At 73.1% G+C, this 15,991-nt stretch carries 10 protein-coding genes; 5 read left to right on the top strand and 5 right to left on the bottom strand.

Annotated features, from left to right (window positions below; genetic code table 11):
• Positions 1-495 precede the first annotated feature (495 nt).
• The 3 genes from CK485_RS03110 to CK485_RS03125 form a co-directional block, all read right to left on the bottom strand.
• Positions 496-1,299 carry a DNA-formamidopyrimidine glycosylase family protein gene (locus CK485_RS03110; RefSeq protein ID WP_109446663.1) on the bottom strand — a complete coding sequence of 268 codons (804 nt, stop codon included), beginning with the start codon at positions 1,297-1,299 and terminating at the stop codon, positions 496-498.
• 255 nt (positions 1,300-1,554) lie between these two features.
• Positions 1,555-6,231, bottom strand: a complete 4,677-nt coding sequence (locus tag CK485_RS03115) for an ATP-dependent helicase (protein WP_241968102.1) — start codon at positions 6,229-6,231, stop codon at positions 1,555-1,557.
• 1,298 nt (positions 6,232-7,529) lie between these two features.
• Positions 7,530-8,966: an alkyl sulfatase dimerization domain-containing protein gene (locus CK485_RS03125; protein WP_109446667.1), complete on the bottom strand. Its 1,437-nt coding sequence runs from the start codon at positions 8,964-8,966 to the stop codon at positions 7,530-7,532.
• A 192-nt stretch (positions 8,967-9,158) separates the two neighbouring features.
• On the opposite strand from CK485_RS03125, the gene CK485_RS03130 reads away from it, so the two are divergent.
• Complete coding sequence (locus tag CK485_RS03130; RefSeq protein ID WP_109446669.1) at positions 9,159-10,406, top strand: helix-turn-helix domain-containing protein; 1,248 nt, start codon at positions 9,159-9,161, stop codon at positions 10,404-10,406.
• Positions 10,407-10,505: 99 nt separating this feature from the next.
• Here the strand turns inward: CK485_RS03130 and CK485_RS03135 are convergent, their stop codons facing one another.
• A complete protein-coding gene (locus tag CK485_RS03135; RefSeq protein ID WP_109446671.1) occupies positions 10,506-11,456 on the bottom strand; it encodes a hypothetical protein in 951 nt (316 codons plus the stop codon).
• A 324-nt stretch (positions 11,457-11,780) separates the two neighbouring features.
• Between CK485_RS03135 and CK485_RS03140 the strand changes: the two genes are divergently transcribed.
• Entirely contained in the window at positions 11,781-12,608 is an 828-nt protein-coding gene (locus tag CK485_RS03140) for a hypothetical protein (RefSeq protein ID WP_146214479.1), read from the top strand.
• A 311-nt stretch (positions 12,609-12,919) separates the two neighbouring features.
• Here CK485_RS03140 and CK485_RS03145 read toward each other — a convergent pair whose 3' ends face one another.
• Positions 12,920-13,231, bottom strand: a complete 312-nt coding sequence (locus tag CK485_RS03145) for a helix-turn-helix transcriptional regulator (RefSeq protein WP_109446675.1) — start codon at positions 13,229-13,231, stop codon at positions 12,920-12,922.
• Between the two features lie 297 nt (positions 13,232-13,528).
• Between CK485_RS03145 and CK485_RS03150 the strand changes: the two genes are divergently transcribed.
• The 3 genes from CK485_RS03150 to recX all read left to right on the top strand — a co-directional run bounded on the left by CK485_RS03150 (position 13,529) and on the right by recX (position 15,955).
• Positions 13,529-13,723, top strand: coding sequence for a DUF3046 domain-containing protein (locus CK485_RS03150; protein ID WP_109446677.1), 195 nt, complete (start codon positions 13,529-13,531; stop codon positions 13,721-13,723).
• A 543-nt stretch (positions 13,724-14,266) separates the two neighbouring features.
• On the top strand, positions 14,267-15,385 hold the full coding sequence (gene recA, locus CK485_RS03155) for a recombinase RecA (protein ID WP_109446679.1): 1,119 nt from the start codon (positions 14,267-14,269) through the stop codon (positions 15,383-15,385).
• A 3-nt stretch (positions 15,386-15,388) separates the two neighbouring features.
• Complete coding sequence (gene recX / locus CK485_RS03160) at positions 15,389-15,955, top strand: recombination regulator RecX (RefSeq protein WP_109446681.1); 567 nt, start codon at positions 15,389-15,391, stop codon at positions 15,953-15,955.
• Positions 15,956-15,991: the final 36 nt, after the last annotated feature.

The raw sequence follows: 15,991 nt of genomic DNA on the forward strand, positions 1-15,991 counted from the left end.
GGCCGGGGCTCGGGGCCGGGGCGGCCCGGCCGGGAGGCCTGACGGACGACATTCTGCGACCCACCGGCGCCACGTGCGCCGGTGGGTTGCTCCTATCGGGTGAAACCCTTGATGGGCGCGGGCCAAAGGGAGTGTCGATCACTCGTACGGGGAATCCATCCTCCTACGGAAGCCCTCCACGGGTTTCCACCACACCCTCGGGGATGTGGGAGGCGGTCATGAATGCCCGTCGTTCGATCCGTCTTACGTTCGCGGCTCTGCTGGGGCTGGCCTGGGTCTGCTCCGTGCTGAAGGTAGCCGCTCAGCCCTCGCACGCCGGCCCCGTCGAGCAGGGCCTCGCCGTCGGCGGCTGGACCCTCAGCGTCCTGCCGGTGCACGCGGCACCCCGCCCGCGCCGCTCCGCCGGCCCCCGCGCTCAAGCCGCCCGCGTACGGCGCCTGCCCACGCCGCGCGGCCCGCTGGCCCCGGTGGCACGGCCACGACCCCGTCCGGCCATCAACTGCCCGGCGGTGGCGGCCCGTTCTGGCAGGAGGGACACCAGTAGGTGACCCGCCGCTCGCCCACCGGCCCCTGCTGCGCGGTGCGCACCAGCGCACCACACCGCAGGCAGGGCCGGTGGGCGCGGTTGTAGACCCAGTGGGTGCGGCCGCGCCTGAGATCACCGGTGGTGATGTGGCCGTGCCGGGCCTTGTTGGCCTCCAGCAACTCCTGCGCCAGCACCACCATGCGGCCGGGGTCCCGCACCTCGCCCATCGGCGTCCATGGCGTCACGCCGCGCAGGAAGCACAGCTCCGACTTGTACACGTTGCCGATCCCGGCGAGGTTGCGCTGGTCGAGCAAGGCCTCGCCCACGGCCCGGTCCGGCTTCTCCAGCAGGCGGCGCACGGCTTCCGCCGGGTCCCAGTCCGGCCCGAGCAGGTCGGGTCCGAGGTGCCCGACCGCCGTGTCCTCCTGCGCGGTCTTCACCAGCTCCAGCACCGGCAACCGGTATCCCACCGCGACCGAGTCGGCGTTGGCCAGGATCGCCCGGATCTGGTGCTGGGGGCTGCCGTGCCAGCGCTCACCGGTCGGGTAGACCCGCCACTGGCCGTCCATGCGCAGGTGGGAGTGGAGCGACCAGCCGCCCTCGACCCGTATCAGCAGGTGCTTGCCGCGCGGCACGACGTCATCGACCCGGCGGCCGGTCAGATCGGTCGTGGCCAGCCGCGGCACCCGCAGGTCGGTTCGCGTCAGCTCCCGCCCGGCGAGCGCCTGCCGCAACCGGCGGGCGGTCAGCCATACGGTGTCGCCTTCGGGCATACCTCCATTCTCTCGCGGTGTTTGCGCTCTGCAAAAGGCGGGCGGGCGCCCCTGCGCCCCTGTGCGCCAAGCCGGCCGTGGCCGGCTGCTTGGTGCACAGGGCGGCGCGGGGGCGGCGCGGTGGTCGCGCGGGTCGGGTCCGCGGGCGGGGGCCGTCGCTTCGGGGGTCGTCGCCCGGCTCCGGGGGCACAGCGCGCCGGCTGCCGTAGCGGCGGGGGCGTTGTCAGGTGCGCGGCTGGCCCGTCGGTGCGTCGTTCACGCCCGCAGGCGCAGCCCCCTCGGGGTCGCGTGGAAGCCGGCCGCCTCCAGGGCGCGGCCCAGGGAGGACGACAGCGCGGGCTCGCCGTTGACGCGCTCGACCGTGAGCCTGCCCAGGGCGCCTTCGCGCACGGCCGCCGACAACGCCTCCACGGCGGTCACCAGCCGAGGTGAGTCCGGCTCGCCCCAGGCCAGCAAGGTCTTGCCGCCCCGCTCGACGTACAGCGTCAACTCCCCGTCCACCAGGACCACGACGGCCCCCGCCTTCCGGCCCGGCTTGTGTCCCGCGCCGGAGGGCGCCTCCGGCCAGGGCAGCGCCGAACCGTAGGCGTTCGCCGGATCGGCGGCGGCCAGCACCACCGCACGGGGCGCCGCGGGGTGCGCCTCGGCCCGCTCGCGCGCGGTGTTGACCGCCCGCAGCCGGTCCACCGCGCCCTCCATCGCGAACTGCGCCGCGCCCAACCCCTCGACCACGTAGCCACGGCGCGCCTGCCCGGTCTCCTCGAAGGCGGACAGCACCCGGTAGACGGCGGAGAAGCCGCCCGCGACGCCCTCGGCCGCCACCGCGCCCCGGGTCACGACCCCGTGCCGGTCCAGCAGCGTGTGGCCCAGGGCGTGCGCCCGCAAGGTCGCGTCCGGCTCCCGCCCGGGCACCAGCGACCAGCGCCCGGCCATGGTCGGTGGCCCGCTGCGGGAGGCGGTCGGCCGGGGTATGCGGGTGCCGTACCGGGCCCGGGGGACGGCTCTGGGCGCCCGGTGCGCGGTCGAGCCCGCCGTCCGGCCCGATCCCAGCAGCGCCCGCAGCGGCAGCAGGGTGTCGTTGGTCAGCCGCCCCGACCACGTCAAGTCCCATACGGTGTCGGCTAGTTCCGGATCGGTCGCATCAGGGAGGGAGGACCGGACAGCCTCCGCTATCTGCCGGAAGAGCAGCCCGTAGCCGCTCGCCAGCGCGTCGAGCACGGCCCGGTGCAGGGGCGACAGTTCCAGGGGCTGCGGCTCCGGCAGCAGCAGAGGCGCGGTGTCGGCCGGATAGAGCGCGATCCAGCCGTCCTTCCCGGGCAGCGCGCCCGCCCCGGCCCACACCAGCTCTCCGGAGGACGTCAACTCGTCGAGCAACGCGGGGCTGTAGTCGGCCAGGCGGGACGGCAGGACCAGCCGCTCCAGCGCGGAAGCCGGCACCGCGGCACCCTGCAACTGCTCGACGGCCCGCAGCAACCCGTCCACTCCGCGCAATGCCCGCGTGCCGACGTGCTGCCACTGGGGCAGGAAGGCGCCGAGCGCGGGCGGCGGCACGGGTTCCAGCTCGTGCCGCAGCGCGGCCAGCGAACGCCGCCGCAACCGCCGCAGCACGCCCGCGTCGCACCACTCGTGGCCAGCGCCCTCCGGCCTGAACTCGCCCTGCACCACCCGCCCGTCGGCCGCCAGCCGGTGCAGCGCGCCGTCCACCACCGCCGTACCCAAGCCGAACCGGGCGGCGGCGTCGGCCGCGGTGAACGGGCCGTGTGTGCGGGCGAACCGGGACAGCAGATCGCCCAGCGGATCCTTCACCGGCTCCGTGAAGGCCTCGGGCACGCCGACCGGCAGCGCGGTGCCCAGCGCGTCCCGCAACCGCCCGGCATCTTCGACGGCCGCCCAGTGCTCCGCCCCGGCGATCCGCACCCGGATCGCGCGCCGCGCCGTCTCCAGCTCCCGCACCCACCCGGACTGCGCGCCCCGGGCGGCCAGTTCTGCGTCGGTCAGCGGACCGAGCACCCGCAGCACGTCTGCGACGCCCTCCGCGTCCTTGACCCGGCGGTCCTCGGTGAGCCATTGCAGCTCCGACTCCAGCTCGGCCATCACGTCGGCGTCGAGCAGCTCGCGCAGCTCCGCCTGGCCGAGCAGTTCTGACAGCAGCCGGGAGTCCAGCGACAGCGCGGCGGCCCGCCGTTCGGCCAGCGGCGAGTCGCCCTCGTAGAGGAACTGCGCCACATAGCCGAACAGCAGTGAACGGGCGAACGGCGACGGCTCCGGCGTCGTCACCTCCACCAGTCGGACCGCTCGGCTGTCGATGTCGCCCATCAACTCGACCAGCCCCGGCACGTCGAACACGTCCTGGAGGCACTCGCGGACCGCTTCGAGCACGATGGGGAAGGACCCGAACTCCGAAGCCACCTGGAGGAGTTGGGCGGCGCGCTGCCGCTGCTGCCACAGCGGGGTGCGCTTGGCCGGATTGCGGCGCGGCAGCAGCAGCGCGCGGGCGGCGCACTCGCGGAACCGGGACGCGAACAGCGCGGAGCCGCCGACCTGGTCGGTAACCACCTGCTCGACCTCGCCGTGTTCGAAGACGACGTCCGCGGCGCCCACCGGGCTCTGCTGCGCGTCGTACTCCGTGCCCGCGCGGAACGGGTCGGCGTCCAGCAGGTCCAGGCCCAGCAGGTCGGCGTCGGGCAGGCGCAGCACGATCCCGTCGTCGGCGTGCATGACCTGGGCGTCGAAGCCGTACCGCTCGGACAACCGGGCGCCGAGCGCCAGCGCCCAGGGGGCGTGCACCTGCGCGCCGAAGGGGGAGTGGACCACGATCCGCCAGTCGCCCAGCTCGTCCCGGAAGCGCTCGACGACGATCGTGCGGTCGTCCGGCACGTGGCCGCAGGCGCGGCGCTGCTCGTCCAGGTAGGCCAGCACGTTGTCCGCGGCCCACTCGTCGAGCCCGGCCGCCGCCAGCCGCTCGCGGGCCGCCTCGGGTGACAGGCCGCCGATCTCCCGCAGGAACGCGCCCAGCGCGCGGCCGAGTTCGAGGGGGCGGCCCAGCTGGTCGCCCTTCCAGAACGGCAGCCTGCCCGGTACGCCGGGAGCGGGCGAGACCAGCACCCGGTCGCGAGTGATGTCCTCGATGCGCCAGGACGTGGTGCCCAGGGTGAACACGTCCCCCACCCTGGACTCGTACACCATCTCCTCGTCCAGCTCCCCGACCCGGCCGCCGCCCTTCTTCGGATCGGCACCCGCGAGGAAGACGCCGAACAGCCCGCGGTCCGGGATCGTCCCACCGGACGTCACCGCCAGCCGCTGCGCGCCCGGCCGCCCGCTGAGTGTGCCCGCCACGCGGTCCCACACCAGGCGCGGGCGCAACTCGGCGAAGGCGTCGGACGGGTAGCGGCCGGCCAGCATGTCGAGCACCGCCGTGTAGGCCGACTCCGGCAGCGCCGCGAACGGCGCGGCCCTGCGCACCAGTGCCAGCAGCTCGTCCACGTCCCAGGTGTCCACCGCCACCATGGCGACGATCTGCTGAGCCAGCACGTCCAGCGGGTTGGCCGGGACCCGCAGGGCCTCGATGGCACCCTGCCGCATGCGTTCGGTGACGACCGCCGACTGCACCAGGTCGCCGCGGTACTTCGGGAAGACCACACCGGTGGAGACGGCGCCCACCTGGTGGCCGGCGCGACCGACACGTTGCAGCCCGGAGGCTACCGACGGCGGCGACTCGACCTGCACCACCAGGTCCACCGCGCCCATGTCGATGCCGAGTTCGAGGCTGGAGGTGGCGACCACCGCGGGTAGCCGCCCGGCCTTGAGGTCCTCCTCGACCAGGGCCCGCTGCTCCTTGGAGACCGAGCCGTGGTGGGCCCGGGCCAGCAGCGCCGGGGCACCCCTGGCCGCGCCCGCCTCGCCCATCAGCTCGGCGGGGGAGTGGTGTTCCGGCATCGCCTCGCCGGTGGCCCGCTCGTAGGCGATCTCGTTGAGCCGGTTGCACAGCCGCTCCGCGAGGCGGCGGGAGTTGGCGAAGACGATGGTGGAGCGGTGTGCCTGCACCAGGTCGGCGATGCGCTCCTCCACATGGGGCCAGATGGAGGGGCGCTCCCCGGCGTCCGAGCCGGGTGTACCGCTGTCGGAGACCGGAGAGCCGCCCAGCTCGGCCAGGTCCTCCACCGGCACGACGACCGACAGGTCGAAGTCCTTCTGCGACGGCGGCTGCACCACGGTGACCTTGCGCCCCGGCGACAGGAAGCGGGCGACCTCGTCCACGGGGCGCACGGTGGCCGACAGGCCGATGCGGCGGGCCGGGCGGTCCAGCAACTCGTCCAGCCGCTCCAGGGAGAGCGCCAGGTGGGCGCCGCGCTTGGTGCCCGCCACCGCGTGCACCTCGTCCAGGATGACCGTCTCGACCCCGCGCAGCGCCTCCCGCGTGGAGGAGGTGAGCATCAGGAACAGCGATTCGGGGGTGGTGATCAGGATGTCCGGGGGCTTGGTGGCGATCGCGCGGCGCTCCGCCGCCGGGGTGTCGCCGGACCGGATCGCGACCTTGACCTCGGGCTCCGGCAGCCCCAGCCGCACCGCCTCGTGCCGCAGCCCGGTCAGCGGACTGCGCAGGTTGCGCTCCACGTCGACGGCCAGGGCCTTGAGGGGGGAGACGTACAGCACCCGGCAGCGGCGCCTGGCCTCGGCCGGGGGCGGGGTGTGGGCGAGCCGGTCGAGGGCGGCGAGGAAGGCGGCCAGCGTCTTGCCCGAGCCGGTGGGCGCGACGACCAGCACGTCGGACTCCTCGGCGATGGCCCGCCAGGCTCCGGCCTGGGCGGCGGTGGGCGCGTCGAAGGCACCGTTGAACCACGCGCGGGTGGCGGGAGAGAAGGAGTCCAGGGCCGACACCGGAGCCTGCTCCCGCCCCGGACCCGGTGCCTTCGGCCGCTTCCCGTTCGACATGCCACCCATCGTGCCTCGGACCACTGACATCGGCCCGCGCCGCCGCCCGGCCTGTGGACAACCCGCGCGGAAATGATCATGTGACTAGCCGTGGGTTTGCCTTTGGCGTGGGGAGGCGATCGCGGACGTGGCCTGCTCGGTCGCGCAGGTCGGGTGGTGGGCGGTCGGGTAGTCGCGGCTCGGGCGGTCATGCAATGGGTTCATGGGATCAGCGGAGTGAACGCGGCGCCGGCACCCCTCCGAACTGCCCGGGTCGATCTGCTCCGGGCCGGCTGCACAGGGCGAGCGCATGCGTAGGGAAGCGGGACCGCGGCGGGGCAAGCCAGGCGTGGGATCGGCTGCGGCGGGCGGGCGGACAGGGGTGGGGACCGCCCGGCGGGCCTGGTCGTGGAGGCGAGCCGTCCGGCCGCAAGAACGTACAAGACCAGGTGGCCGCCCCGCGCCCAGCGTCGGCCCGGGTGAACGCGCTGCTCTGCCCCTCGATGATCCATCGGCGGCCACCGAGGCCGCCGAGCCCCGCTCCGCCGACGTCCGTGACGCTCTCGGTGCTGGATGGCCGTCGGCCTGCCCGGCTTCGCCCTCGGCGCCACGGTCGCAGGGGGGCGGGATCAGCGTGCCGCAGGACTGTGTGCCCCCGGCTGCCGGTCTTCATCGGCGGGCCGTAGTTCGCGCTGGTCGGTGCGCTCGGCGTGGGCGGTGCGCCGCTCGCCGTAGCCGGGGCGTTCACCCGTCCGCTTGGAGGTTGGGGACGTGGCGGGTCCGGCGGTCTTCCTCGCCCGGCTCGCGCCCATGGTCCGCGTGGGCGGGCCGGGAGCGCGCCACGGCCGCCACGGTCGCCGTGGCGGCGTTGGCGTGCGTGCTGCGGCTGCCCGCTGCGCCGGCCGCGCCCGCCGTGCTGCTCGTACGTCGTGACCGACGCGAGCGGGAGTGCACCCGGTGACCACCTGGATCGCGCTCGGGCTCACGGCTGGATCGCGCTCAGGTTCACGGCGCTCGGTGCGTACGCCGTCAGACTGCTCGCCCCTACCCGTGCCCACCGGCTGCTGGAGCGACCACTGGTGCGAGGACTGGCCGCACCGGTGCCGGTCGCCCTGCTCGCCGCGATGACCGCGGCGCAGACCTGCACCACCGGCCGCCGCCTGGTGGTCGACGCGCGGGGCGCCGGGCTCGTCGCTTGCTGCTGCGCACGCATTCCTGGTGACCGTGGGGGTCGCCCTAGTGGTGACGGTGCGCGTGTGGCAGGTAGCGGGCTGACTCACGGCCCGCCGCGCGACGACGCCCGAGGTCTGCGTCACGCGCTACGGTGCGTCCGCGCCGGCATGGTCGTCGTCGAACGCGCCTACGCTGATGGCGCCCGCGGCGCGCCTGCGGCCGTCCTCGGTGCGGGTGAGCTCGGTGGTCACGTCGGTGCCCTCGGCAACCGCGGCCGACTCGGCCGCCGCCCACGAGAAGACGCCGCGCGCCATGGTGGACGACTCCGCCGCCGCCCGCTTCGCGTACACCGTGGCCCGCACCCTCGCGATGTCCCGGTCCTCGGGCGCGGCCAGGGCGGCGGCCTCCGCCAGGTGGCAGGCCAGCCGCAGCTTCCCCGCCGCCAGCAACGCGGTGGCCCGCCGCGCCAGTAGCGCGGCGCCGCCCGCCGCGTCGGCCAGCTCGGCGGCCAACTCGGCCTCGGGAGCGGGCTTGAGGTGCGCGGGATTCTGGTCGTACCAGCCGCCCCACAACCGCCACAGATTGCGCACCACGAACTCCGGCTCGTCGTAAGCGGGACGCAGGTAGGGCCTGTCCAGCAGCCCTTCCGGCACGCGTACCGTGTGCAGCACCTCGTCCAGGCGGCGGCCCTCGTTCATCAGGTCGCGCGTCTGGCGGCACAGCGACTCCAGGAGCTCGGCGGTGTCCCCGAGCGCCTGCCGTACGCGGTCGGCGCCGAGGATCGGCACGCCGTGCCCGGGCAGCAGGACCTCGGCGTCCAGCTCCCGCATCGTGCGCAACGCCCGCGCCCATTCCACCGGATAGCGCTGCACCTTCTGCGGGTTGCCGGCGTTCGGCGAGTTCCAGATGAACAGATCGCCCGTGCACAGGGTGCGCAGCTCGGGAATCCACACGTAGGTGTGATCGTCGGTCTCGCCGCGTGCGTGCGTCAGCTCGAACGTCAAGTCGCCTTGACGCAACGTGAAGCGGTCGCGGTACGAGGTGTCCGGATAGCGGTAGGTGGTCGGCCACTCCAGGGCCGGGACGCCGAACTGGCGCCGGTTGACCCAGGCGTTGTACCCGGCGGTCTCCGCGTAGCGGTCGAACCGCGCGGCGACCGCTTCGTGCGCGACCACCTCCGGTGCGGCGGCTCCCCGCTCCTTGGCGGCCGCGTCGAGGGCGAACACTCCGAAGGTGTGATCCACGTGCCCGTGCGTGTACACCACGGAACGCACGTCATGAGACGAGAACGCCCTCACCGCCGCAACGAGTTGGGCTCCGGTACGGAAGTCACCGGAGTCGACGAGCACGAGCCCGTCGCCGGTGTCGAAGACGCACACGTTCGCGAAGGCGGGAAAGAAGCCGGTCCGCTCACCCGTCCTGACCAGTTCGCAACCGGTGAAGGCGCCCGACATCTGCGTCGCAAGGGTCTCCTCGCCCTGCCACACGCGCTCGGCGTACGCGAGGTAGGCGCCGGTCAGGTCGTCCGCCGGCCCACCCGCGACAGGGGCGCCGTCGGGGCGGCTTTCGTTGTGCCGCGTCATAAGTCCTCCTCCTGGACGCCGCCGGCCATGGCCCTGGGCGGGCGGTCGGGACGCGTTCCGCCGTAGATCCTCCGCGCGTCGACCGGGCGCCGACAGAAGATCTCGTCACACCTCGCGCGGCGGACTACTGTGACGGCTCACAACCACCGGAGCGAGGCTCCCGTCGCGAACCCGCTCCGTCGAGGAGGCGCGATGACGACGGTCCCCCCGCAGGACGGCGTGGCGTTCACCTACGAGTTGTCCGCCGCCGCCCGCGCCCTAGCGGCCCGCTGCGAACCACGCGTCAACGAGATCGCCCGTCGCATGTCCCGCGTCTCGTTCGAAGCGATACCCGGCTATCCCGAACTGCCCGCAGACATCAAGGACATCGAGGTCGCCGCCACCGCGCGGCACGGTCTGCGCCTTTTCCTGCGCCGGGTGCACGACCAGCACGGCCGCTTCGGCGACTACGGACTGTTCCGCGAACGTGCCGCGCAGCGCGCCGAGGAGGGCGTGCCGCTGCATTTGCTGCTGCGTGCCCACGCACTCGGTGCCTACATGCTGTGGCGGACGCTGCGCGAGGCCGCGCGGCCGGGCGAGGAGACGGCCCTCGTCGAGCTGTCCGGCTTCCTGCTCAGAGCCCAGGAAGGCATCGCGAGCGCGGTCGCCGAGACGTACCTCGACGAACAGGCCGCCCTGCTGGCCGAACGACGGGAGCACCGCCGCCTGCTGGTGCGCGGTCTGCTCGACGGCTCGCCGCTGCCCGACGCCGCGACGCAGCGCGCCCTCGGCCTGGACCGCGGGGCCCTCGTGCTCTGCCTGCGCACTCCGCGCGCCGCGCCCGCCCCCGGTTCCGCCAGTCCCGCTCCGGTGGCCGTACGGCGGCGTGGACGGCGCGTACAGACCGCGCTGGACCGGGCGTTCCGGACGGACGTGCTCGCGCTGCTCGACGATGAGGGCGGATACGCCGTCGTTCCTGCCCCTCCGGGCGCCGACGCTCCGCCAGAAGCGCCCGACGGTCTCGCCGAATCACTGGGTAAGGCATGCGGCGGCGAGGTGCGGATCGCGGCCGTCACGGCGGGCTGCGGCGCGGAGGTGGCGAAGGCCGCCAGGACCGCCGCTGAGGTCATACGGGTGGCGCGCGCGGGCGGCAGGCCCCCGGGGCTGCACCGACTGGACGACGTACTGCTGGAGTTCCACCTCTCACGGCGTGACGAGAGCAGCGGCCTGATCGCGGCGCTGCTCGACCCGATCGCCGACCGCCCCGAACTGACCGAGACGCTCCGCACCTACCTGGAACACCAGCAGGACCGCCGTGCCACTGCCCGGCGGCTCGGCCTCCACCCCAACACGGTCGACAACCGGCTCGCCCGTGTCACCGCTCTCACCTCGCTCGACCTCGCCTCACCACGCGGCACGGCGCTGGCACTCGCCGCGCTGCTGCTGAGGGGGGAGGCCTGAGGGCCAGGCCCCTGTCCCGCTCCGGTCGTCCGAGCCGAATACGCCACCCACGTGCTGAAAACGCCCGTATACGTACTGGAAACGGAACGTCCGCACGCGTCATGCGATGGGACGGCCGTAAGCGCGCAGGGTCAACAAGGCCTCGATCGTGAGGACGGGGCGCCACTCCATCCGTGGGGCGGCGGCCCACGGGCGCCGCCGCAACGGCCAGCCGCCGTCCGGCTGTTGGGAGCCGGTCAGGAAGTCGAGCGACCGATCGATCTCCGCGTCGGAGAACCACCGACGCCCCAGTGACTCCGGCGAACGGGCGAAGTCGTAGGCGAAAAATCCCTCCTCCGTGTCCTCCCGGGGAGTGCCCACGCCCGTGGCGCGGTCGCGACCCGGGTCGAGTACGGCGAGGCCTTGGTCGCGCACCAGCCGCCCCAGCCTGGCCGCCGCGGCCTCGGCACGCGCACGGTCCGGCACCGAGTCGAGGAAGGCGAGCGCCGCCAGCGCCTCGCCCGGGTGCGGCTTCTCCAGCGCGTCGACCGCCGCCCAGCAGCAGTCCGTCGCCCTGAAGAGCCACGCGTGCCACACACCGTTGCCGTGCAGCGCGCCCACGACCGGGCCGGTGGCGAGCAGACCTCCGGACGACCGGTCCGTCGCGGGGAACCACGGCGCGCGCGGGTGACCGGGTGGCGTCGGGCTCACCACCGGCAACGCACCGTCCGGGGTCGATACCGCCGTCAGATAGCGGCACAGGCGTTCCACGCGCTGCCCGCCGCACCGCCCGGCCTCGTCCAGGAGCCGCAACGCGTGGACGGCGTGCAGGGGTTGACTCGACGGGCCGCGCAGGTCGGGGTCCAGAGCGTGCCCGTAACCGTCGTCCTCGTTGCGGTACGCGAGCAGTGCGGTCTCCAACGCGTCGGCGTCGCCGTCCAGGAAGTGCAGCGCGAAGCGCCGCTGTTCGAGCACGCGCGCGGTCAGCCACACGAAGTGCCCGGCGCGCTCGAGCGCGGACCCCACGGGCCGTTCCGCCGTCTCGTTACGTCCTGCCACGTGTCCTGCCATGCGCGCACAGTAGGGCGCGCGCGTCGCGCTGCCTACGGCTGCGACAAGGGTGCACCCGTACGGAGACGGCGCGGCGCGCGACGGTGGACGCGTGTCCGAAGCGCGATGCGCCGATGGCCGGGAGTCGCTGAAACCGATGCTGACGCTTACTGGTGAATGAGAGGATCAGACCGTGCCATGGTGCGGCCCGCACGCGAGAAGTCGTCAGGGCGGGTGACACGCCGTGGCGCTGGCCGGGCGTACGCCGCCGAACGCGAGCGGGGGGCCGCCTCGTCGGTGAACGACGGTCCTGTCGTTGTCCGCGCGGCTAGTGGGACGGTCACCTTGCGTTGGTATCAGGAGCCTTGGATCGCGCAGTTCGCGTTACCCGCCGCCTCCTGCGCGGTCGTCACCTGGATCAGCCTGGTGCGACGGTTCACCGGCAAGGGCCGTCTGCTCGGCAGCCGCCAGTCGGTCGGCCTCGCGCTGTCGGTGACCGCGATGACCTGCGTGATCGCGCTGGGGACGGGCCTGCTGCTGCCACACGTGGCGCGGCTCCCTCCGGTCGCGGTCGGCCTGGTCGCGGGGGCGGGCGTGGCACCGAGGGGCCGCCGGGACGGCGACGTCGCCCAGCCGGTTGTGAAGGTCCTCACCCTCGGCGTCGCCTCGCTGCTCGAACGGCTCGAATACCGGCTGATCACCGACTACATGACGTGGGCCGACTCGTTCATGAGCGGCTTCAAGGAGCCACGGCAGCTGCGGATCTTCGCCCACGGCCTCAAACTGCACCTGCTCTCCCGCCACGAGGGCAACAAGGCGCTGGCCAAGGCCGTCAACGAGCGTCACGCGGAGGCGGACGGCGCGATCGGCGCGGTCTTCGCCCTGCTCGACGCCCGGGCGAGGCGCGCCGGCAGCGGGATGCTGACCGCGCTCGACGGGCCTCAGGAGTGGCCGGGCGGCCAGCACGAGGAGGTCGAATACCTGCGAGCGTTCGGAACCGCGCTCGAACGGTGCAAGCAACTGCTGGCCCTGGCCCATGTGCACGGTCGACGTTCCGATACGGCCGCGCTGGAGGCGCTGCGCGACAACGTGGTCCCGCCGGACGGCTTCGGCTCGTCGTCCGTTCCCGCGCAGGGAGGGCTGTTCGGGCTGGTCAGGCAGGAGCGGGGGTAGGTGCCGCGCCGGCCGCCCGGTGCGGGTGCCCGGCGGCGGACCAGGTTCGGGGGGCGCGTGTGGTGCGGGGTGCGAAGTGTGCGTGCGTCCAGGCGTTGGTTTTCGGCCATCGGCTCACGCGGGTCACCGGCGGCCGCGTGCGCCACGAAGCGGTCGGCAGGTGGAGCGCCCGGTCAAAGGGGCCGGGACCGGGACCGGAACCGTCGGGGGCGGTCGCTCCAGGAGCACATCCCCAGGCGCCGACTCCTGAGGGAACGGGGCCCACAGGAGTCGGCGCCGTCAGAGAACTGTCGACCTGAATGTCGAAGTGGTCAGGAACCCGTCATGGCGTCGGCCATGGCGTCCGGCATGGAGCGGTCGGCGGCTCGCGGCGGGTCGAAGAACTTGATCTCCACCCGCGCGCCGAGCGCTTCCGCCACGGAGGCCAGGGTGCGCACGGTGAGGTTCGCGTCACCGGACAGGATCTGACTGACACGTCCGGGGCTGACCCCCATGGCCTTGGCGAGGTCCGCCCTTGTCATCCCGCGCGCCGTGAGGAGCCCAGCGAGTTCCGCCGTGGCCTGCCGCGCCAGGCCGCCGCCCGGCGACTCGGTGCAGCCTTCGTCCTTCGTGAACCAGTTCATGCCCGACCCCCCAACCTCTTCCAACTCGCCGTTCCACGGCCCAGGTTGCCTTGATGACAGCATGCCACCTTTAGCTCTGACTAAAGGCCCGGTGGACGGAAAATCTCCCGGCGGAACGGCGACGAGGAGGGCGGGAACGTCGCTGACCTGGGCTGACGTGCCGGGCTGGGGTGGTGCGTCTCACAGAGTTCATCCCAATGGGCGGACTGTGCGAGTGGGCTGCGGGCGGGGGCGCGGACGTTGTCCTGCGGCCTCGGGTCCGGCATGGGCCCTGCTCGGAGGCGCGATACTGGGGGCATGAAGTTGACGGTCTTCTGGCAGCGGATGCACGCGCACTTCGGCGAGGCGTACGCGGAGTCCTTCGCCCGAGATCACGTGATGTCCGAATTGGGTGGCCGGACCGTGATGCAGGCGTTCGAGGCGGGCTGGGAGGCGAAGGACGTCTGGCGGGCGGTCTGCGCGGCGGTCGACATCCCGGCCGACCGCCGCTGAGCCCTGCGGGGCGTTACGGGGTCTTGAGGGGGTTTGGCAGGCGCTGCTGACGGAGGCCAGGCTCGGGGGCCAGGTCGGGCCGAGGGTGATTCCTTTGGTTCGGCGGCGGTTGTCCCGGACGTCCGACTCGCTGCTCCGGTGCTTGTGCTCGCCCGACCGGCCAACCGCCCGACCGCCCGACCGCCCGACCCACGCACCCGGCCTCGCGACCGCCCGACCCACGTCCCTGCGAGCGCCCAAGCTTATGGCGATGACCCGTCTCGCGGGCGGGGGCTCGGGGCCCCCCTCCGCCCGCGCGTTCTCGGGCCTTGAGCCTTGGGCCCAGCCGAACAATCGACCCCTCTCATGACCGCTCTGACCTGCAGTTACTGAGTTATCCACAGGACTCGGCGGGTCGCTTGACACGGAATTCGAACATCCATTCTTATGGTCTGTGCCAGGCCGGTCGTGCCGGTCGGGACCTCCGTCGGGGCGCATTGTCAGTGGCAGGCGCTAGCGTCGGTGGACGTGAAGCGATCGACTCAAGCAAACCGGGTGGAAGCCATGGCAGGGACCGACCGCGAGAAGGCGCTCGACGCCGCGCTCGCGCAGATTGAACGACAATTCGGCAAGGGTGCCGTCATGCGCCTCGGCGAGCGGCCCAACGAACCCATCGAGGTCATCCCGACCGGGTCGACCAGTCTCGACGTGGCTCTGGGCGTGGGCGGTCTGCCGCGCGGCCGCGTGGTGGAGGTCTACGGGCCGGAGTCCTCCGGCAAAACCACCCTCACGCTGCACGCCGTGGCCAACGCCCAGCGGGCCGGCGGAGCGGTCGCCTTCGTGGACGCCGAGCACGCGCTCGACCCCGAGTACGCCAAGAAGCTCGGCGTCGACATCGACTCCCTGATCCTGTCCCAGCCGGACAACGGCGAACAGGCGCTGGAGATCGTGGACATGCTGGTCCGCTCGGGCGCGCTCGACCTCATCGTCATCGACTCCGTCGCCGCCCTCGTGCCCAAGGCCGAGATCGAGGGTGAGATGGGCGACTCGCACGTGGGTCTTCAGGCCCGCCTGATGAGCCAGGCGCTGCGCAAGATCACCAGCGCCCTCAACCAGTCGAAGACCACCGCGATCTTCATCAACCAGCTCCGCGAGAAGATCGGCGTGATGTTCGGGTCGCCGGAGACCACGACCGGTGGTCGCGCGCTGAAGTTCTACGCGTCGGTGCGCCTCGACATCCGCCGTATCGAGACCCTCAAGGACGGCACCGAGGCGGTCGGCAACCGTACGCGCGTCAAGGTGGTCAAGAACAAGGTCGCCCCGCCCTTCAAGCAGGCCGAGTTCGACATCCTCTACGGCCAGGGCATCAGCCGTGAGGGAGGCCTGATCGACATGGGTGTCGAGCACGGCTTCGTCCGCAAGTCCGGTGCCTGGTACACCTACGAGGGCGACCAGCTCGGCCAGGGCAAAGAGAACGCCCGCAACTTCCTCAAGGACAACCCCGACCTCGCCGACGAGATCGAGAAGAAGATCAAGGAGAAGCTGGGCATCGGCGCCAGGACCGACGCCCCGGGCACGGAGCCCGGCGCGGACACTGCCACGGCTCCGGCAGCGGCAGCGGCGGCCGTCCCGGCTCCCGCGAAGGCGACCAAGGCGACCAAGGCCGCCGCGGCCAAGGCGTGAGCCATGACCCGGCGGGCTGAGAACGGCGGCGGGCCCTCCTCCTCGGGGGCGGAGCAGGGACCGCCACGCGATCCCGAGGAGCGGGCACGGGCGGTGTGCCTCCGCCTGCTCACCGGGACGCCCCGGACCCGCAAGCAACTCGCCGACGCCCTGCGCCGCCGGGAGATCCCCGAAGAGGTGGCGGAACACGTGCTGTCCCGCTTCGAGGATGTCGGACTGATCGACGACACGGCCTTCGCGGACGCGTGGGTGGAGTCCCGCCATCACAGCCGGGGTCTCGCCCGGCGCGCGCTCGCCCGGGAACTGCGCACCCGGGGGGTCGAGTCCGGCGTGATCGAGCGCGCGGTGGAGCAGCTCGACGCGGACCAGGAGGAGGCGACGGCCCGCGCCCTGGTCGACCGCAAGCTGCGCGCCACCCGAGGCCTCGACCGCGACCGGCGCATACGTCGCCTCGCGGGCATGCTCGCCCGCAAGGGATACGGGGAGGGGCTGGCCCTGAGGGTGGTCCGCCGGGCGCTGGAGGAGGAAGGCGAGGACGCGGAGTTCCTCAAGGGGTACCTGCCGGAGTAGGCGCGCACCGGCCCTCGTCGATCGCTGAGGGACGGG

It is taken from the genome of Streptomyces sp. ICBB 8177 (assembly GCF_003144095.1).
In the GTDB taxonomy this organism is placed as follows: domain Bacteria; phylum Actinomycetota; class Actinomycetes; order Streptomycetales; family Streptomycetaceae; genus Streptantibioticus_D.